This is a genomic window from Pseudomonas sp. MF6394, assembly GCF_002018845.1.
In the GTDB taxonomy this organism is placed as follows: domain Bacteria; phylum Pseudomonadota; class Gammaproteobacteria; order Pseudomonadales; family Pseudomonadaceae; genus Aquipseudomonas; species Aquipseudomonas lactis.
Genome location: NZ_MVOJ01000022.1, coordinates 105,657 through 125,569, shown reverse-complemented (window position 1 = coordinate 125,569; position 19,913 = coordinate 105,657). Strand labels below are relative to the sequence as shown.

At 62.4% G+C, this 19,913-nt stretch carries 18 protein-coding genes; all 18 read right to left on the bottom strand.

What is annotated here, in order from left to right; translation table 11 throughout:
- Window positions 1-203: 203 nt before the first annotated feature.
- Window positions 204-968 (bottom strand): malonate transporter subunit MadM, encoded by a 765-nt coding sequence (gene madM, locus MF6394_RS21460; protein ID WP_032897715.1) that lies wholly within the window; start codon window positions 966-968, stop codon window positions 204-206.
- Window positions 969-973: 5 nt separating this feature from the next.
- Window positions 974-1,366: a malonate transporter subunit MadL gene (madL, locus tag MF6394_RS21455; RefSeq protein WP_032894763.1), complete on the bottom strand. Its 393-nt coding sequence runs from the start codon at window positions 1,364-1,366 to the stop codon at window positions 974-976.
- A gap of 67 nt (window positions 1,367-1,433) precedes the next feature.
- On the bottom strand, window positions 1,434-2,333 hold the full coding sequence (gene mdcH / locus MF6394_RS21450) for a malonate decarboxylase subunit epsilon (RefSeq protein WP_078467483.1): 900 nt from the start codon (window positions 2,331-2,333) through the stop codon (window positions 1,434-1,436).
- Window positions 2,330-2,926 carry a malonate decarboxylase holo-ACP synthase gene (locus MF6394_RS21445; protein WP_078467482.1) on the bottom strand — a complete coding sequence of 199 codons (597 nt, stop codon included), beginning with the start codon at window positions 2,924-2,926 and terminating at the stop codon, window positions 2,330-2,332. The genes mdcH and MF6394_RS21445 overlap by 4 nt, the downstream gene beginning before the upstream one ends.
- Complete coding sequence (gene mdcE / locus MF6394_RS21440; RefSeq protein ID WP_044271904.1) at window positions 2,920-3,690, bottom strand: biotin-independent malonate decarboxylase subunit gamma; 771 nt, start codon at window positions 3,688-3,690, stop codon at window positions 2,920-2,922. Before mdcE ends, MF6394_RS21445 begins: the two co-directional genes overlap by 7 nt.
- A complete protein-coding gene (locus MF6394_RS21435; RefSeq protein WP_078467481.1) occupies window positions 3,687-4,529 on the bottom strand; it encodes a biotin-independent malonate decarboxylase subunit beta in 843 nt (280 codons plus the stop codon). The genes mdcE and MF6394_RS21435 overlap by 4 nt, the downstream gene beginning before the upstream one ends.
- Window positions 4,522-4,821: a malonate decarboxylase subunit delta gene (locus tag MF6394_RS21430; RefSeq protein ID WP_014720312.1), complete on the bottom strand. Its 300-nt coding sequence runs from the start codon at window positions 4,819-4,821 to the stop codon at window positions 4,522-4,524. The genes MF6394_RS21435 and MF6394_RS21430 overlap by 8 nt, the downstream gene beginning before the upstream one ends.
- The gene (locus MF6394_RS21425) at window positions 4,821-5,654 is read right to left on the bottom strand and encodes a triphosphoribosyl-dephospho-CoA synthase (RefSeq protein WP_047711982.1); all 834 of its coding nucleotides are present in this window, start codon (window positions 5,652-5,654) and stop codon (window positions 4,821-4,823) included. Before MF6394_RS21425 ends, MF6394_RS21430 begins: the two co-directional genes overlap by 1 nt.
- Window positions 5,655-7,325, bottom strand: a complete 1,671-nt coding sequence (gene mdcA, locus MF6394_RS21420) for a malonate decarboxylase subunit alpha (RefSeq protein ID WP_057710252.1) — start codon at window positions 7,323-7,325, stop codon at window positions 5,655-5,657.
- Window positions 7,326-7,408: 83 nt separating this feature from the next.
- Complete coding sequence (locus tag MF6394_RS21415) at window positions 7,409-8,137, bottom strand: hypothetical protein (protein ID WP_125970807.1); 729 nt, start codon at window positions 8,135-8,137, stop codon at window positions 7,409-7,411.
- Between the two features lie 738 nt (window positions 8,138-8,875).
- Entirely contained in the window at window positions 8,876-9,115 is a 240-nt protein-coding gene (locus MF6394_RS21405; protein ID WP_003195043.1) for a DUF6124 family protein, read from the bottom strand.
- Window positions 9,116-9,446: 331 nt separating this feature from the next.
- Window positions 9,447-9,866 carry a hypothetical protein gene (locus MF6394_RS21400; protein WP_047711985.1) on the bottom strand — a complete coding sequence of 140 codons (420 nt, stop codon included), beginning with the start codon at window positions 9,864-9,866 and terminating at the stop codon, window positions 9,447-9,449.
- Window positions 9,844-10,227, bottom strand: coding sequence for a polymorphic toxin type 44 domain-containing protein (locus tag MF6394_RS21395; protein WP_044269533.1), 384 nt, complete (start codon window positions 10,225-10,227; stop codon window positions 9,844-9,846). Before MF6394_RS21395 ends, MF6394_RS21400 begins: the two co-directional genes overlap by 23 nt.
- A gap of 290 nt (window positions 10,228-10,517) precedes the next feature.
- Window positions 10,518-10,973, bottom strand: a complete 456-nt coding sequence (locus MF6394_RS21390; RefSeq protein WP_003195048.1) for a chemotaxis protein CheW — start codon at window positions 10,971-10,973, stop codon at window positions 10,518-10,520.
- Window positions 10,966-16,782: an Hpt domain-containing protein gene (locus MF6394_RS21385; RefSeq protein ID WP_078467480.1), complete on the bottom strand. Its 5,817-nt coding sequence runs from the start codon at window positions 16,780-16,782 to the stop codon at window positions 10,966-10,968. Before MF6394_RS21385 ends, MF6394_RS21390 begins: the two co-directional genes overlap by 8 nt.
- Before the next feature lie 175 nt (window positions 16,783-16,957).
- Complete coding sequence (locus tag MF6394_RS21380) at window positions 16,958-19,009, bottom strand: methyl-accepting chemotaxis protein (protein WP_069557447.1); 2,052 nt, start codon at window positions 19,007-19,009, stop codon at window positions 16,958-16,960.
- Window positions 19,006-19,530, bottom strand: coding sequence for a chemotaxis protein CheW (locus MF6394_RS21375; protein WP_047711987.1), 525 nt, complete (start codon window positions 19,528-19,530; stop codon window positions 19,006-19,008). The genes MF6394_RS21380 and MF6394_RS21375 overlap by 4 nt, the downstream gene beginning before the upstream one ends.
- Before the next feature lie 11 nt (window positions 19,531-19,541).
- Window positions 19,542-19,907, bottom strand: a complete 366-nt coding sequence (gene pilH / locus MF6394_RS21370; protein WP_014720320.1) for a twitching motility response regulator PilH — start codon at window positions 19,905-19,907, stop codon at window positions 19,542-19,544.
- Window positions 19,908-19,913 lie beyond the last annotated feature (6 nt).

Sequence of the window (19,913 nt, the reverse complement as noted above, 5' to 3'; positions counted from 1 at the left end):
CCGCCGCCACGCGCCATCCATGGCGCGGGGCGGCTAAACCGGCATCCCTGCCGGTTTACCCCCCAAATCCCTGTCGAATTCCGGCCAGCGTGGTTTGACGGGGCGCCTAAGATCAAGATCAAGAGCGGCTCGCTTCGCATCGTGGTTACCGTTGAGCGCTACAGAGTTGTGTAGATACCTATGCTGCGATGAGGCCCGACCTGTCAGCCCACCAACCCACGCATCAGCAAAAACAACAACGACGGCCCCAGCAAGCACCCCAGCGCCGTATAGAACGCCGCCGTCAAACACCCATAAGGCACCAGCTTCGGATCTGTCGCCGCCAAGCCGCCCGCCACGCCGCTGGAGGTGCCCATCAAGCCACCGAAGATCACCGCGCTACGTGGATTGTTCAGCCCGATCAGCGGCGCCACGAACGGCGTCATCACCATCACCAGAATGGCCTTGATCAACCCTGCGGCAATGGACAGCGCCATCACCTCGGAGCTGGCCCCAATCGCCGCGCCGGTCACCGGGCCGACGATATAGGTCACGGCCCCGGCGCCGATGGTGGTGAGGCTCACCGCATCGGTGTACCCGAACGCCATCGCCACCCCTACCCCGGCAACGAACGACGAGCCCACACCGACAAACAGCGCCAACACACCCACGAAGCCCGCGCGTTTGAGCTCATCGACACTCACGCCAAACGCCGTGGCGACAATGGCAAAGTCCCGCAGCATCGCACCACCGAGCAGGCCGATGCCCGACAACAGCGGAATATCCACCACGCCCTTGGAACCACCGGTAAACGCACCGCCCACATACGACAGCGCCAACCCCAGCAGAATGGCAATGGCCGAACCATGCAGGCGGCCCTTGGTGAAGGTATCGGAGATCCAATAGGACACCCACATGGTCAGGCCGATCACGGCAAAACCACTGATCAAGCCGTAGCCGGTGATCACTTTCATCATCGATTCGTACATGGCGATCACCCGGCTTCTTTGGTGGGAACAGGAGCAACCGGCTCGCGGTTACCGATACGCACCAGCACGGGCACCAGGGCAAAGCCGAGCACCACGGCGAGGGTCCCGGCCAGAATCGCCATCGGCCCACCGCTGATGGCGCCATACACGTTTTGCTGGGCAGCCATCGCCACCACAATCGGGATATACACCGCCGCCCAGAAACTCACGCCTTGCTCTGACTTGCCAGTAAACAGGCCGCGTTTGCTCAGGTAGCTGCCCAGGCCGATCAACAGCAGCATGGCGATACCCACCCCGCCGACGTTGGCCGGGATACCCAGCAGCTTGCCCAGCAGTTCACCTACAAACAGCCCTGCCAACGTGCAGAACGCCAAAAAAGCCACACCGTAGATAATCATGGTTGTTGTCCTCAAAGTGCTCGTTCGAAATTGTTGTTTTTGTGCTTCGAAAGCCTTGGGTATTGCGTTATCGGTGGCGGCGTTCCTCCTCTTGCAGCAGAGCCTGCAAGGTGTCCAGGCGGGCGCCTTCGCAGGCGATCACCGTGCCTTGTTCAAAAACACGGCGTGACAGACCGGTGAGCACCGCACCCGGAGGCAGTTCGATTTGCAGGCGCACACCGCGCTCGTAGGCGCTTTGCACCGTGCCGCGCCAATCGACGACGCGGCACATATTGAAGGCCAGGTCGTCACGCAGGTGTTCGGGGTTGTGGATAGGTCGCGCGCGGGTGCTGCTCAGGTAGGTGATACGCGGCGCCTTGAGCGCGACGAAGGCTTGCAACAGTGCCTGGGCGGGTTGCTCCAGCAACGGGCAATGGGACGGCACGCTGACGGCCAGGCGCTTGGCGACGCCGTTGCCTTTGATGCGCTCGGCAACCCGCTTCATCGCCTCGTTGCTGCCGGCGATGACGGTCTGGTTGTCGGCATTGATATTGGCCAGGTACACCGGCATTTGTGGGCTGTGGATATCCGCCAGCAAGGCCTCGACGCTGGACAGATCAGGGCCGATCAGCGCGGTCATGCCATAGCCCTGTGGATAAGCCTGCTGCATCAGTTCGCCACGCAGGCTGACCAGTTTTATCGCATCAGCGAAGTCCAAGGAGCCGGCGATCACCGCGGCTGGGTAGGCGCCAATGGACAGGCCCGCCACATAATCCGGCGTGCACGCCAATCGTCGGGCATGGGCCACGCCGGCGATCAACAGGCACAGTTGCACAGCCCGCGTCGATTCCAGCGCCTGCGCCGAGTCGAGCAGACGAACGTCTTCACCCAGGGCATCACTGGCCTCTTGCACAATGTCGGCCGGCAACCCCTGGAGCATGCCGCTGCGTTGGGCCCCCTGCCCCGGAAACACCAGAAGGCTGCTCATGCCACGGCCTGCCAAGGGTCGAGCACAAGGTGCGCACCGCTGACGGTCTTGAGCAGTACACGGCGTGAGGGGCCGGCCCATTCGCGCAAGGCGACGGCGCCGAAAGGGGTTTGCAGTTGCAGATCGACGGCGCAGGGCGCGGTGCCCAGGATTGCCAACAACGCTTGCGCCTCGCTACGAGCCAAAGGATTGGGCGTGCACAGAATCAAATCCAGGTCACTGTTGGCATGCAGCGCTTCAATGCCACTGGCCAATTCAAACCCGGCACTGCCACTGACGCCCCAGTCTTGCTGCGCCAGCACCGGGCGCAGTTGATCGAGGGCCCGCAGCGCCGGTAAATCCCTTGGTGAGGGCACGTCTCGCAAAGCTTGCGGCGCCACCCGCCGTTGCACTGCCGCAATGGGCAACTGGGCGGCAAAACGCTGCTCACGCAAACGCCCACGCACACCGACCGTCACGTGGCCCGGCTCGGCGATGGCGCGCCGCACCACCACCGGATGCCCGGCACGGATCGCATCCCGCGCCCAGGCCGGGGCATCGGCAGGCAGATGCGCCAGGGTCATGCCCCAGAGCAAGTCGTGGGCGTTCACCATTGCTCCCGCAACAGCTGGCGCACGTGGCTGGAGGCAGCCCGGTTGGTCGCGCCGAGGCGTGAGCTCAAGTCGGTACTGCCGATATCCTTGACCGCCTGCACCAGGCAATCGCGAACCCGCGCCACGTCATCCGCCGTGGGTTGTTCAATCTGGGTGACTGTCAGCGTCTCCCACAGCAAACCCAGGCTGGCATAGCTGTCGATGTCATAGGCCATCGGCGGCACGCTGGCGGCCAGGGCTTCCAATTCTTCCACGCTGCGCAAGGTCACCCGTGCCGCCGAGGCTTTGCCCATGGCATGCACCATCACGCCAGGATCGCGCAGGGCGATCAGGCGATTGGCCTGGTAGCCGTGGGCCAGGAACGCGCCGGACATGGCCTTGCCCACCAGCAGGGCGATCACCGGGTGACCGGCAAGCCGGGCGCGAGCGTAGCTGTCAGCAGCGGCGGCCAGGGCCTGATGAATGCCCAGGGCTTCTTCGCGGCGGCCATAGGCTTGGCTGGGTACGTCGACGATAGCGATGATGGGCCGCTTGTCACCCCGGACGATGGCTTCGTCCACCGCCTTGGCCAAGCCCCAGCCTTCCAGCAGGCCGACTTCACCATTACGGGCACGGGGGAAGCGGTTATGCGGGTCGGGAACCACGGCGATATAGCGCACCGCCTGTTCACCCAATACTCCGTCCGCCACTTTCAATGAGCCCGGCAAACCCTCAACGGGCGTTGCGTTGGTGCTCAATGCGTTGAACCACTGCAAGCCTCTCATGAGCGTTCTCCCTGATACAGCGCGCGAACCGCGCCGGGCTCGATCTGCGCCGTGGCGTCCAGTTCGGCCAGGCGCGCCAGGTAGAAATCAGCGCGCCGGCTGCGAGGTTGTGCGGGCACACCTTGCTGCAACAGTGCGCTGACGGTCTGCTGGATCTGCGCCACATCGTCCGCCACATAACGGTCGGCCAAGCCACTGTTGAAGCGTTGCTCGCCACCGGTAAAGCTCCAGATAAAAGGCCGGTCGCGGGAGTCGTACTCCTCCAGGCCCGCCTCCTGTTCGATCACCTGCGGGCCATTCAAGCCCAGGCGTGCTTCGCGAGTGACCACCAGGTAACTGCACAAGCCAGCCGCGATGGACATGCCCCCAAAGCAACCGACACTGCCGGCCACCACGCCGATCACCGGCTGGTACTGGCGCAGGTCGACAATCGCCGCGTGAATATCGGCAATGGCGGCCAAGCCGAGGTTGGCTTCCTGCAAACGTACGCCGCCCGTTTCCAGCAGTAGCACCGCGCAGGTGGGGATGCCGTTGCGGTTGTCTTCGGCGGCCAGTTCCAAGGCGCCCGCGATTTTTGCGCCGCCGACTTCACCCAGGCTGCCGCCCTGGAAGTTGCCTTCAATCGCGGCAATCCCCACAGGCTTGGCGCCGATGCTGCCCTTGGCGATGACCACACCGTCATCGGCTTGGGGCACTACGCCTTGGCGGCTGAGCCACGGCGACATGACCCGCTGGAACGGGTCGATCAACTCGCGGAAGGTGCCCGCATCCAACAGCGCCTTGGCGCGCTGCCGAGCACCGAGCTCCACAAAGCTGTGTTTGGCGAGTAAGTCAGTCATGGCCGATCTCCTCGAAACCTTGCTCCAAACGCAAGCGCACTACGCCGGGCGTGGCACCGAAGTCGTGGATATCAATGTTCAGGGCCGGCGGCGTCTGCTCCTGGAAGATGCGTTCGAACAGGTGCTGCCAGCGTTGCTGCGCGCCATTGACTGAGGTTTGCACCTGAATGGTCAGGGTGCCGGGCGTGCCCGGCTCCAGCAGCACTTCCAGGTCGCCCGAGCCGACGCAACCCACCAGCGCACGGCCTTTGGGGGGCTGCCCGGCGGGGAATTCAAAGGACAAGGTTTCCATCACAACGCTCCGTCGAGGCGGTCGATAAACAGGCAGGCGGCCAACAGGTCGGCGGCGCCACCGGGGGAGGCATTCAAGGCCAGCAGTTGCAGGTCCAGCTCATGCAATTGGCGGCGCCCCGCGAGGGTTGCGCTGCCACCGGCGTCGAGCACGGCCTGGGCGCCCTGTTGCATGGCGGCCAAGCCTTGGGTACCGGCGCGGTAGAGTACGCAGGTGTCTGCCAAGTCCGTCATGATCGCCAGCAAGGCATCCAGACGGGCGTTCTGTTCACCGGCATTTTCGCGGCGGCTTTTGTGCAGCTGCGGCAGGCCGCGTTGGATTACCGAGGGGAAGCCGAGCTGCGCTTCTTCACGGGCACCGCGTGCACCATAACGCTGGGCAACCTGGGCGCCATGGCTCATGGGCTGCGGTGCGTAACGGTCGTTGAGCAGGGCCAGTTTGGCGGCGGTCAGGGTTACGGCACGGGGTTCCAAGGCCGCCGCAGCGGTGAGCAACCCCAGCGCCCAGATCGCACCGCGATGGGTGTTCACGCCCTGGGTGGTGGCGAGCATGGCCTGCTCGCCTTCCCGGCCAATACGCCCGAGCGCTTCGCGCAACGGCAGGCCGACTTCGCCGATGTCGAGCGCAGCCTCGGCCATTTCCTTGAACATCGGCCACAGTGACAGCGCCGAAGCGTGCATCAGCCCCAGGTGCAAATCGCTGTGGGCACCATTGCCACGCCGGTCCACCAGCGCAGGCTTGGGCGACAGGTCGGCTTCATCGATCAGCGCATCGACGGCCATATCCGCGAGGCGATCGGCGAGGCTGAGTTCATGCAGTTTGAGCGCGCGCATTTACCAGCTCCTGAACTTGGCGGGCGGGTTGTACAGGCCACCGGACCAGTCCACCAGGTCGGCTACGCTCTTGGCGGCCAACAACTCGCGGGTGGCGTCGGTGCGGCGAATACCCAAGTCTTCGGGCAAGGCAATCAAGCCTTCGCGACGCATGCGCGCAGTGTCCTTGGGGTTGTGGCGCATGCCGATGGCGGTCACCCCGGCGACGGCGGCGATCATCGCCTGGCGTTCTTCCAGGGAGCGCGCCTTGTACAGGTAGGCGATGCCTTCTTCGGTGAGCAAATGGGTGACGTCGTCACCGTAGATCATGATCGGTGCCAGGGGCATGCCGCTTTTGCGCGCCACTTCCACCGCGTCCAGGGTGTCGACAAAGGTCGGTTTGCCGCCCTCCTGGAAGGTCTCGACCATCTGCACCACCAGTTTTTTGCCGCGTTCAAGCAGGGCTTCTGGCGCATCGTCGTGGCGCATATCCAACCAGGCTGGGGTGCCATGGCGGCGGCCGCGTGGGTCGTGGCCCATGTTCGGCGCGCCACCAAAACCGGCGAGGCGGCCACGGGTCACGGTGCTGGAATGCCCGTCGCCATCCACTTGCAGGGTGGCGCCGATAAACAGGTCCACGGCGTACTGGCCGGCGAGTTGACAGAACATGCGGTTGGAGCGCATCGAACCATCGCGGCCGGTGAAGAACACATCCGGGCGAGCGGCGATGTAGTTTTCCATGCCCAGTTCGGTGCCGAAGCAATGCACACTCTCCACCCAACCGCTTTCAATCGCCGGGATCAATGTGGGGTGCGGGTTGAGGGTCCAGTTGCGGCAGATCTTGCCTTTCAGACCCAGGGATTCGCCGTAGGTGGGCAGGATCAATTCGATGGCGGCGGTGTTGAAGCCGATGCCATGGTTGAGCGACTGCACATTGTGTTTTTCGTAGATGCCACGGATCGCCATCATCGCCATCAGCACATGCACCGGCTTGATATGGCGTGGGTCGCGGGTGAACAGCGGTTCGATGTAGAACGGCTTGTCGGCCACCACTACGAAATCCACCCAGCTTGCGGGGATGTCGACACGGGGCAAGTCGGTGACGTCATCCACCAACTGGTTGACCTGCACAATGACGATGCCATCGCTGAAGGCAGCAGGCTCGATCAACGCCGGGGTGTCTTCGGTGCTGGCGCCGGTGTAGATGTTGCCGGCGCGGTCAGCCATGAAGCCGGCAGAGAGCACCACGTTGGGGATCAAGTCCACCACCAGCCGTGCGTAGAGTTCGATGTAGGTGTGGATCGCGCCGATTTCCAGCAGGCCGTCTTCCAGCAACTGGCTGATGCGCAGGGATTGGGTGCCGGCGAAAGAGAAATCCAGCTTGCGGGCGATGCCCTTTTCAAACAGGTCCAGGTGCTCGGCACGGCCGACGCTGGGCATGATCATGTGCAAATCGTGGAGCTTGGCCGGGTCGGCCTTGGCCAGGGAGCGCGAGAGGAAATCGGCCTGCTTCTGGTTGTTGCCCTCCAGCACCACGCGGTCGCCGGGGAGGATCAAGGCTTCAAGGGCCTCGACGATCTTGTCACTGGGCAACACCGCCCCGTCTGCGTATTTTTTGACCAGCCCGAGCCGCCGCTGCTTCTCGTCGCGCCGCCGCGTCCAGCGCGAGTCGGGGGTGATGGTTGTTGTCATGGTCGCTCCACGGGGTTTGCTGTCGTGGGCTGTACCTTAGGAGCGAATGTGGAGAGGCATCAATCAAGCTTGGTGCTGGATCGTTACGGCTGGAGTAACGGTGCAGCGCCACGCCTGCGGTAATACAGCGATGTGCTCAATATCGAGCAAGCCACCAGACTATTTAACGTCAGTATCCAACCCGGTGCCTTGGACCATACCGAGGCAAGCGTCCCTACATAGAGCACCAACAGCACAACAAGTATGAGAAATAGACCCAGTCCGACCGACTCTCCCCATTTAGCGAATTTGTTACGGCACTCAAGCAGCACAATGCTCAAAAAGGTGAACAAGAAGGTAATAAGCATGATTCCAAGCGCATGATCAGTTGCCACTATGCGGCCAGAGAGCTTCGAAATAAGGAAAAGAAAAATCATGGACAGAGAGGACAGCCCCAACCAGACAAAGGCGTAATCAAGAATGTTGAACAACGCCCGTTTGAACTTCAACGCCTCGACCGCATTCGGCTCCGCCACGAGTGCAACAGCCAGCAGACCGGACCCCAGCCCTCCAAGGGTCATGATGATGAAGTTGTTTAAAACGTTAATTGTGTCTTCGGGAACACCGATCAACTGGATAAGCAGTAGGATAATCACTGCACCTACAGTGGAAATCATGGCCCCCCATAGCGCACCACGCCCCTCAGCCAATGACCTGACTGCGGACGCTGTTGCGGTCACTGTCAGGACCCATAAGATCAAAGCGCCGGTAACCATGTTGTAGAGAAATGAAAAACTGTTGCCTACTGCGCCAAGAAATTCCATCACGCCCACATCACTCCATCCCTAAAACTGATTCCTGCTTATCGGCCGTAGCACATAAAGCTTGATGTGGGAGCTGGCTTGCCTGCGATGGCGGACTGTCAGTCAACATCTCAGTAGCTGACCTACCGCCATCGCAGCATAGGTATCTACACAATTTTGGTGCGACGCTGAACCTGTGGCGAGGGAGCTTGCTCCCGTGACAGCCTGACAGCCGGCGCTGATCTATCTGACGCACCGCAATCCAACTGTGGGAGCGGGCTTGCTCGCGAAGGCGGCCTGACAGGCGACACAGTTGGACCGTGTACATATCCATTGCTGCGGTAACGGCGACTTAGGGTTCCGCTCTGACAGCGGGTCACTTTTGGAAAAGAGCCCCAAAAGTAACCAAAAGGGCTCTTGCCCCACCACTCGGCACCTCGCCTAGGCTCGGTGTACCCGTAATCCGCCAGTGATTTGGGGGGCCGCCGCCACGCGCCATCCATGGCGCGGGGCGGCTAAACCGGCATCCCTGCCGGTTTACCCCCCAAATCCCTGTCGAATTCCGGCCAGCGTGGTTTAACGGGGCGCCTAAGATCAAAAGCAGATCAAGAGCGACTCGCTTCGCATCGTGGTTACCGTCTGCTGTTACAACCCACAAAGTTGTGTAGATACCTATGGCCGCAGGCAAGCCAGCTCCCACATGGGTCGGTGGTGTTGGTTAGATAGCGGTCCCAAAGAGGGAATGATCAGTCCCTTTTTGGGACCGTTTCAAGTTGCTGGCGATGGGCTGATTTGCTCCAGCGCTCTATCGACCAACAACTGACCCAGCTCGGCCATTTGCTGAATTCCCAGCATGATGGCGCGCTGGGAAGTGTCCAAGTCGAAGGCCAGGTTGCAGGTGAGCGCATTGAGCGAGGACAGGGTTTCGCTGGCATTGACCAGCAGGGTTTCGGTGTCTTGGTGGGGGTTTACGGTGAAGAGCGGTGGATTGGGCGTAGGTTTGACCATGATTTACAGCTCCGATATGTGATGGAGGCTGCCCTCTCTCCGCTTGCACGCGAATGAAGGTGGCAGCTGTACGCAGGTGTGCAAGACCGGGCATATCGGACCCCGGCAGACTCCGAAGAATCTCCCACGCACAGCCGCCATAACGAGTACAGCAGGCATAAAAAACGCCCGTCGAATGGCTATGGGCGTTGGTGCGCCGACATGTAACCGGACTTGCACGTCCGTGTCACCGTTTTTTGCGATGACGGAGCGAAGACTAGGCGCGATGATCAATCACAACAAGTTCATGCACAGCCCGACATCTTGCAGGAAAAATCTGAACGCTAGCTCCTCACAACACCATCATCACCCTGACCTTCCCCAGGCCCTCCAGCGCATAACTGTGGTACTCATACACTTCTCCCTGAATAACCAGATGCAGGGCACCCCCCTCATTATTGACTTGAACATCCGGCTCTTTTGTTTTGAGAAAAGGAGGTGCAGACACTAATGCGCTGAGTATTTCCTGATCACTTCCCAAATCCTTATGCACGTAGTACCTGTAGGAAAACCCCACCGTCGCGCCACCTTGGCCATCTCGCGCACCATAGATCGACATACCGTTGCCCAGGGAATGCTTCAACACCACTTCATCCAGGTCCGGTGTTCCGGGCGACAGGACCCAACTGCCGCCGATATAGAGCAGGCAGATCACAAGCAGGCAATTACGCAGAACAGGTATGAGGCGCTTAGTGGCCTTGCGAAATGGCATATTCGATACCTCTTCTTATCCAATATTGATCCCGTGGGTCGTCACCAAAAGGCTCACCGCCCCACCATGATCCAAAATCCGGACGAGTCGTTCTGGCGACGGTTTGAGCCACACCGGCGGCTCGCAGCAACACATTTTCGGGAATGCCCAGCACCGTGCCTGTGGCACCGTAATTGAAGTTACCAAAAGCTTCGTACTGACGCCCCTGCTTCTTGTAGTTCCAAGGGCCGGCCGCACGGACCTGGGAGTAAAACCAGGAATAGGCGAATGCCGAGCCGGGCTTGAGATGAATGCGCTTGCAGTTGGATATCGCCATGTTTTCAAGAATTGAAACACCGGGCGGCATTAACGGTACGGCCATTTGCGAGTCCTTGCTGGCAGTGAGGAGTGCAGAAACTAGCCACTCCACTGCGACCTGAAAACCCGCCTATTCCCAATTCAGAACTCGCCTACAGCAACTCCACCCTATTCCGACATATCGCCGATTATTTGCAAGCTCTGCGTGGATTGATTGAGACATGAAGATGAGCGCTGCTCAGCGTGGGAGCTGGCTTGCCTGCGATAGCGGTAGGTCAGCTACTGAGATGTTGACTGACAGGCCGCTATCGCAGGCAAGCCAGCTCCCACAGTAGATCTTCATAGGGCTCAGGATCAGGCCAGGCCGGACTCCACCAACAACGCTTCAAGCCCCATCAAATCCGGCACCTTCGCCACCTGCTCGCCCACTTGCACCGCCGCCAGTTCCAGCGGGCACAGGGGCACGTCCACGTAGCTCAATTCGCTATCGAGCTTGTACGAGCGCGGAATGCCCTGGATCACCAGGGCAATGAATTTCAACGTCGGTCGCCCGCCCAGTGCATTCAACACCACGATGCGTGAGCGTTCACCCGTCATGCTGGCTTCTCCGCAGGCCGCTTCAAAGCTGATCAACGGAATCTGCCGATCGCGCCACGTAACCTGCCGCAAGTACCACGGCGGCGCGTCGCTGGCCGGTTCGCCGCGCTGGAAGTCGATCAGCTCGGCCACGGCAACGTTGGGCAGCACCAGGTGGCGGTCGGCCAGGGGCAGCAGCAGGCCGGTGAGTTGGCTGGTGCGGTGCTCAAGCATGGGACTTGCTCCAGTAGGCAATGCTTTCCAGCAGCACCGACTCTTGGTACGGCTTGCCGAGGTAGTCGTTGACGCCAATGGCCATGGCGCGGTCGCGGTGTTTCTGGCCGGTGCGTGAGGTGATCATGATGATCGGCAAGCGCATCAGGCGTGGGTCGTTGCGTATCTGAATGGCTACTTCGAAGCCGTCCATGCGCGGCATTTCGATGTCGAGCAGCATCAAGTCCGGGGTGTGTTCTTCCAGGATGGCAAGGGCGTCGATCCCGTCCTTGGCGGTGAGCACGTTCATGCCGTTGCGCTCCAGCAGGCGGCTGGTGACTTTGCGTACGGTGACCGAGTCGTCCACCACCAGTACCAGCAGCGGGCGTTTTTTCAGCGGGTCGTTGAGGATCAGCGGCGCATCCACCGCCTGGGCCGGCAAGGCCGGTTGCCGGGCGCGGATGTGCGCCAGCAGGTCGATGATCAGCACCACATGGCCGTCGCCCAGGATGGTCGCGCCGGTCACGCCCTGCACCCCGGAGAACTGCGGCCCCAGGCCCTTGACCACAATCTCGCGGGTACCGGCCATGGCATCCACATGCACCGCCACGCGGCGCTCATTGCAGTGCACCAGCAGCACCGGCACCGGCTGGTATTGGCCCAGCAGTTTCGGGCGGCTGGCGGTGTGCAGCAGGTCGCCTAAGTAGAACAACTCGTAGCGCTGGCCGGCGTATTCATAGTGCGGCGGGTCTTGCTGGTAATGCCCGGCCAATTCGTGGGGCAGCACGCGCACCAGGCCTTCGATGGTGTTGAGAGGGATCGCGTATTGGTCGTCCGCGCAGTGCACCATCAACGCACGATTGACCGACACGGTAAACGGCAGGCGAATGCGAAAATGCACGCCCATGCCCGGCGTCGAGTCGATCACCATGGAGCCGCCGAGCTGGCGCACTTCCTCATGCACCACGTCCATGCCCACGCCGCGCCCGGAAATCTGGGTGATTTTTTCGGCGGTGGAAAAGCCCGGCTGCAGGATGAACTGCAACACGTCACGGTCGCTCATCTCTTGATGGGGCGCGAGCAAGCCGCGCTTGATTGCCTTGCGCCGCACCGCTTCAAGGGGCACACCCGCGCCGTCGTCGCGCATGTCGAAGACGATGTCGCCGCCTTCGTGGGTCAGGTCCAGGGTGATGCGTCCCTTCTCCGGTTTGCCCGCCGCCAGCCGCACTTCGCGCGACTCCAGGCCGTGGTCGACGGCGTTGCGCAGCATATGCTCCAAGGGTGCCGCCATGCGCTCCAGCACATTGCGGTCCATCTCGCCTTCGGCATTGCCGACGATGAACTCCACGTCTTTGCCTAATTCGCCCGCCACTTGCCGCACGATGCGCTTGAGGCGTGGCAACATGCGCTCGAAAGGCACCATGCGCGTGCGCATCAGGCCTTCCTGCAATTCGGTGTTGATGCGCGCCTGTTGCTGCAGCAGGTTGTGGGCATCCTGGTTGCGGCGCTCGAGGGTGTCCTTGAGGTCGAGCAGGTCGGAGGCGGATTCGGACAGCGCACGGGCCAGCTGTTGCAGCTGCGAATGGCGGTCCATTTCCAGCGGGTCGAATTCTTCGTAGCCCAGGCGTTCGGCCTCGGCTTGCTGGCGGCTCAGGAGGCGGCCCTGGGTTTCGCTGTCGAGCCGGCGCAGTTGGTCGCGCATGCGCTCGATGGTGGTTTCCATCTCATTCAAGGCAATGCGCGCATCCTTGACTTGCTGCTCGATACGCCCACGGAAGATCGAGGTTTCACCGGCGAGGTTGACCAGGTCATCGAGCAAGTCAGCAGAGATTTTCACCATGTCGGCAGCCGGATCGGCGACCGCTTCGGCCTTGCCCGCCGGCAGTGCCACGGGTGTAACCGGCTCATCACTGGGGTGCACCAGGCTCTTGATGCGCTCGATCAGTTTATCCACCGAGCCCACCGGCAACCCCTCGGCCACGGCGTCGATCATTTGCGCCAGGCGGTCATGGCAGCCTTGCAGCAGAGCGAACAACTCAGGGGTCGGCGCGAGCAAACCGGCGGACAGTCCTTCGTAGAGAAATTCCAGCTCATGGGCCAGATCGCCGATTGGCCCGATCTCGACCATGCGTGCGCCGCCTTTGAGGGTGTGCAGGTCACGCAGCAGGGTTTCCACTTCCTGGCGATTGCCCGGCTCGGCCTGCCAGCGCACTAACGCGCTGCCTGAACTGTCGAGGATATCGGCGGCTTCTTCGAGGAAGATATCCAGCAATTCCGGGTCGGCACCCGAGGCTGGCGTCACAGCGGCCGGCGCTGCCGGGCTGCTGGCCTGGCGCAATTCCCGTAGCCTTTCGACCAGTTCGGCGCCGTCACTCAAGGGTTGCTGCTGTTGCAACTCGTCCAACTGTTGGGCCAAGCGCTCATGGCTGGCCATCAGTGCCTGGGACAGCTCCACGGAATAGCTGTAGCGGCGGTCCACCAGCCCCTCATAAACGCATTCGAGCTCGTAGGCCAAGTCGCCCACGGGGTCGATTTCGGCCATGCGCGCACCGCCCTTGAGGGTGTGCAGGTCCCGCTGCAACGAGGACAAGGGCGCGGCGTTTTCGGGTTCCAGCAGCCAGCGCTTGAGCGACTGGCCGGCGCTGTCGAGGATGTCTACGGCCTCTTCAAGGAAGATCTCGACAATTTCGTCGTCCATCGCCGTTGCGTGATCCAGCTGCGCAGTGGCCGCGCCCAACTCGGAAATACTCAGGGCGCGGCTGCCGTCGCTTTTGATCAGGCCCGTGGCGGACGGGTCCAGTGCTTCATCGAGCAACTCGCGCAATGCCTGCAGCCGTGCGGGCGCGGGGCTGATTTCCTGGCCGGCGGCCAACTGGTCGAGCATATTGATCAGCGCGTCGTGGGCCTGTTCGGCCTCCTGGAAGAAGCGGGCGCTGACCGCCAGGCTGCTTTCTTCCACCGCGCCATAGAGGTCGAGCAAGGCTTCGCACAACGCGTCGATAGGGTGCAGGTCGGCAAGGTGCGCGCCCTCGCCCAGGGTGGTCAGCTCGTCCAGCAACGCCGTGAGTTCCTGACGGTCGCCGGGGTGTTGCTGCCAGCGACGCAGCAGGCTTTCGGCGTCGAGCAGGATGTCCATGCCCTGGGCCAGAAAGTTGGTGATCAAGTGCGGGTCACGCTTGACGCGCAGGCCGGTCGTGGGCGCGTCGAGCAAGGCGGCGAGTTGATGGTCCAGCAGGCGTTGGGTGCGGCTGATCAGGTCGGCGGCGCCGTTGATCGGCGCCAGGGGATGGGTGTTCAGGTCTCGCAGGCCGCGCTGGAACAGACCTTGTGCTTCAAGTAGCAACGCCACTTCGTCCTTGCCCAGCGGCAGGCGGTGGGCCTTGTACTCACGGGTGAGGTGATCCAGCGGGCGCGCCAGTTCGGCGATGGGCAATACGCCGGCCATGTAGGCGCTGCCCTTGAGGGTGTGCAAGGCGCGTTGCAGTTCATCGCTGACCTGCAGCGGCATCTGCTCGGCGGCCTGTTGCAGGAAGTACTCGAGGCTGTCCAGATGGCCTTGGGCTTCGTTGCGGAAGATCTCCAGCAGCATCGGGTCATGGGGCTCGGTGGCCGACGTGACGGCGCCACTGGCCAGGGCATGGGCTCGGGCGGCCAAGGCATCGACCTCATCGCGCTGGCGTTGGTCGTCGCTGGCAAAATCGGCGATCAGCTCCGGCAGCAGGGCCACGGCCTCATCCAATACCTGCTGCACCTCAGGGCCGAGGGCTACGCTGCGTTCCAGGACGCGATTAAGCAGGTTCTCCACGGCCCAGGCCAGCTCGGCCAGCACCAGGGCGCGCACCATGCGGCCGCTGCCCTTGAGGGTATGGAAGGCGCGGCGCATTTCGCCCTGGGCGGTTTTGTCCGCGCTGTCGGGCAGGTAGCGATGCAGCACGTCGAGGACTTCATCGGTTTCTTCCAGGAAGACTTCGCGCAGTTCATCGTCAATCGGTTCTTCACCGGCCGGCGGCGGCAACAAGCTGCCGGGACGCTGCAAGGCCGGAGGGTTGAGACGTGATGTGGGGCTGGCCAGCGCATCGAATTGGGACTGGCTGGGTGCGGCCTCGGACAGTGCCCCCTCGGGCGCGGCCAGGGCCTGGCGCCAGGGTTTTTCCGCCGGCAGGTAGCCCAGTGCATTCAAGCCCTGGGTGGCCAGTTCCAGCACTTTTTCGCCCGCCGCGTCAGGGTCTTGAAGCATGCGTTCGAGGTAGTACTCCAGGCTGCTGACCACCTCGGCGAAATGCCCCAGCTGTGCCGCCGAAGGCGCGGCGTCATTGACCATCAACTGCTCATCGACGTAGTCGGTGCAACCGCGCATCAAACTCGCCGCGCGCGGCAAAGGAATCATCGCCAGGGCACCGCGTACCTGGCTCAACAGCTCGGGCAAGGACTCCAGGCGCTGACGGTCCCAGTCGGCCTCGATGCAGTCGATCACCAGCTCCTTGGCTTGGCGCAGGCACTGGCACGACTCGCGAATCACCAGCTGGTGAATCTGGGTCAGGTCGGTGGTGGGCAAGCGGCTGTCTTCACGGCTTTGCGGTTCGACGGTGCCGATCATCCCGGCCAACGTCGCTTCGACATACAGCAACGCGCCGGCCACATCCATTAACACCGCGTCATTGGGTTCGCGCTGCCCCTGGACCAGGCTCAACACCACGGCGAGTTGGTCGATGATCACTTTGCGCGGCTGGCCGAAACCCAGCACCGCGAGGGTATCGGCGATCTGGCGTAACGGCGCCAGCAAGGGGTCGAGGTCCTGGGTGTGCTGGCGATCACTGCGCACGAACAGATCCAGGCGTTCCTTAACCCGCACCAGCTCCTCACACAACGCCCCGAGTACCGAACCCATGGCATTGCGATCCGGCCCAGCCAGCCGCGCACGTTCAGCATCGACCACGGCGCTGTCGGGCAAGGCTTCGTCCAAGCCGTAGCGCTCCTTCAGGCTTTGCATGCGCGGCGTCGGCCGGGTGACTTTGGCGACGTAGAACAGCAGGCTCTTGAGCAACTCATCCGGCGCCGGCTGGTTGATGCCATTGACGCCTTGAACCAGCAAGCGCTTGAGCTGTTTATCGCTGGCCTTGAGCAGGCTGCGCAACGCCGGGCTGTTGGCGACCACGCCGGTGAGCATGCCTTCGACCAGCGCCGAGGTGACCTGCCACAACGGCAACAGCGGCGCGCCCTGGCACAGCGCTTCGAGGCGTGCGAACACCCGGGCCATGTCTTCCAGGTTGCTGGGGCCGTGGTCTTCACGCAGCAACCCGGCAAGGGCTTGTTGCAGCAGGTGGCGCCATTGGCGCAACTGCTCATGCAGATCCGGCGTTGCCCGTTGGGCCAGGGCTTGCTCAGGCAACGGCTCGATCAATAGTAGTTGCGGGCTGAACAGGCTGGTTTCCGATAGCAGGCTTTCACCACGGGCACTGCGCAAGTCGTTGAGCAGCGGCAGCACCACCAGCGGCAAGTCGCGGCGGGCACTGTGCACGCGGTCGAGGTACAGCGGCAGTTGGCCGAGGGCTTGTTGCAGCAGGCGGATACTTTCATCGCGCTGGCCGACGTGCCCGGCCTGGAGCGCCAGGGCCAGTTCCTCGATCTCTTCGGCCAACAGCGCCGCGCCGTAGAACTCGACCATTTGCAGCGCGCCATGCACCTGGTGGATACCGGCCAGGCATTCGTTGAGGGCGTCGTCGTCATGGGTTTCAACGTACGCGTCCAGGGCCGACCGGGCCTGCTTCAGGGTTTCGGCAATATCGCCCTTGACCCATTCGAGGGCCACGTAGTCGTGCCGATCAACCATAACTGCTCCGCTTAGAATTCATGAGTTGCTGGTATCGCACAAACAATGGAGATCCAATGTGGGAGCTGGCTTGCCTGCGATAGCGGTGGGTCAGCACTATATCTGTATCTGACAGACCGCTATCGCAGGCAAGCCAGCTCCCACAGTTGGACTGTGGTGTTGTTCAGGTCGTATTTCAATCGTCCACCTGCTTGGGCGGCGGCAAGGTGAAACCCGACACCGACCTGCGCAACTGGCTGGCCATCTTCGCCAGGTTACCAATGCTTTCGGCGGTGGCGGTGGAACCCGACGAAGTCTGGGTGGTGATCTGCTGGATCACGTTCATGGTCAGGGAAATCTGCCCCGCCGATGAGGTCTGTTGCTGCGCCGCGTTGTAAATGCTCTGGATCAGCGCCGCCAGGGTTTTGGACACGCCTTCGATCTCTTCCAGTGCCACCCCGGCGTCCTGGGCCAGGCGCGCGCCGCGCACCACTTCGGTGGTGGTCTGTTCCATGGAGATCACCGCTTCGTTGGTGTCGGCCTGGATGGTGCGTACCAGGGTTTCGATCTGCCGGGTGGCCGCCGAGGAGCGTTCGGCCAGCCGTTGCACTTCATCGGCCACCACCGCAAAGCCGCGCCCGGCGTCACCGGCCATGCTGGCCTGGATCGCGGCGTTGAGGGCGAGGATGTTGGTCTGGTCGGCGATGTCGTCGATCAGGCTGATGATGTCGCCAATTTCCTGGGACGACTCGCCCAGGCGCTTGATGCGCTTGGCGGTGTCCTGGATCTGTTCGCGAATGTTGTCCATGCCGTGGATGGTGTTGTGCACCACCTCGTTGCCTTTGTTGGCGATCTCCACCGAACGCTCAGCCACCGCCGAGGATTCGGCCGCGTTGGCCGATACCTGGTCGATAGACTGCGCCATCTGGTTGATGGCGGTAGACGCTTCGGCAATCTGCTGGGCCTGATGCTCCGACGCCTGGGCCAGGTGCATCGCGGTAGCCTGGGTGTCCTGCACCGCGCCGGCGACCTGCCCGGCGGTGAGGTTGATGGTGGCGACCAGGTCGCGCAGTTGGTCCACGGAATAGTTGATGGAGTCTGCGATGGTGCCGGTAAAGTCTTCGGTGACTGAGGCGGTGACGGTAAGGTCGCCGTCGGCCAGGTCTTCGATTTCATCCAGCAGGCGCATGATCGCGTTCTGGTTGCGCTCGTTCTTCTGCGCGGTTTCATGCAGTTGGCGGTTGGTCTCGCGCACCATGACCAAGCCGATCAGGATGATCGAGGCCAGCGCCAGCAAGCCCAGCACGTAACCGCCGATGGTGTCCAAACTGCGCCCGCTGGCGAGGTTTTCAAAACCGGTGGCCAGGTGCGAGGCTTCATCGAGCAGGGTTTGCGACAGGTTGAAAATATTGCTCGCCGAAGCGCGCACCTGGAACAACTGCGGCGAGGTCTCGAGAATTTCATCCACGGAGCCGGAGACAAATTCGAACAGCTCGGCAATGTCCGCCAGCCGCGCCCGGGCGTCCGGGTCTTCGACCTGGGTGATACGCAGCCCCGGGTTGCCGTTGAGCATGCCATTGAGCACCACGCCAAAACGGTTGGCATCACGACCGAAGGCATCGGCGGCCTGCACCGCGGTTTCATCCCCCGCCAGCACGGTGTTGACCGCCCCCAGGATACGTTCGGCCAGCAGCGACTGGCGTTGGGCCAAGGCCACCTGGCTGGCCGGGGCGCCGCGTTGCAGCAGGCTATCGACGACCTTTTCCGACTCGATCTGCAGTTGCGGCACGGTTTCGGCCAGGGTCGCGGCCACTTGGTGCAACGACAACACGGTCTGCTCGCTGGCCAGGATGGCGTCGGTGTTTTTCAGCAGCGCCTCCCAGTCGGTCTGCACTGCCCGCATTTCGGCGCGTACCGCACTGGGCGCCGCCGGCAAGCCGGTTTGCGGGTCACCTTTTTTCAGGTAACCCCAGCGCTGGGCAAAATCGTTGCGCGCATCGCCCAGCAGCTTGAACGCCGCCGCTTTCCCGGCGGCAGCCTCGGTGGCGTTCTTGGCAATGCGCTGGGACAGCACGCGCAGCTCACCGGCGTGGCCAATGTACTGTTTGTCGTAGGTGGACTGGGTGTTGAGGTACGCGAAGTTGGCGAACAGCAACATGATGAACACGATCAAGGCGATAAACAGCACGATGATCTGCGAACGGCTGCGCGAAGCGGCCTGGGGTTTGGGCGTGGTAACGGTGCTCATGCGGCAACATCCATGAAGCCAGGGGCCTGGGCCAGGGCGAAGGGGCTGAAGACTTGCCACAGCGGGTCGCCGTCGAACTGGCCCTGAATAAACGGCGCGCTCGAGGCGGTGCTCGCCACCCAGGCGTCCAATGGGAAATGCTGCATGCCTACCACCTCGTCTACCAGCAGCCCGACAAACAGGTCGTTGAACTCCACCACCAGCACCCGCCGTTGCTTGCGCGCCCGGGACAACTCAAGGCCCAGGAAACCGCCCAGGTCCATCACCGGCAGCAAGCGCCCGCGCAGGTTGGCCACGCCCTTGACCCAGGGCTTGACCCCCGGCATCAAGGTGCAACGCGGCTCATGCAAGACCTCGGCGACCTCGCCCATGGGCGCCACGTAGGCGTTTGGCCCTACGCGAAAAGCGATGCCGCTCCAGCGTTGCAGGCGCGTTTCCTGGGACGGCAGGTCCGCGGCCAGCAAGCGGCAGCGGCGGTCGATGTCCAGCAGCAGCTCGAAGGCGGTTTGCGACTCGGTCATGATCGCAAGCCTTAGCCGGCCAGCACCTTGTTCAGGGTGGCAATCAGGGTTTCTTCATCTACCGGTTTGGTCAGGTAGTCTTTGGCGCCCTGGCGTGCGCCCCAGATCTTGTCAGTTTCCTGGTCTTTGGTGGTGATGATGATGATCGGGATACCGTTGGTTTCCGGCTCCTTGGACAACTGGCGCGTGGCCTGGAAGCCATTGAGGCCGGGCATCACGATATCCATCAGCACCGCGTCGGGCTTTTCCTGGCGGGCCAGGGCCACGCCGTCCGCGCCGTTTTCGGCTTTGAGCACCTGGTGGCCATGCTTTTCCAGCATGCCGGTGAGTTTGTACATTTCAGTCGGCGAATCGTCGACGATCAGAACACGTGCCATGGTTTT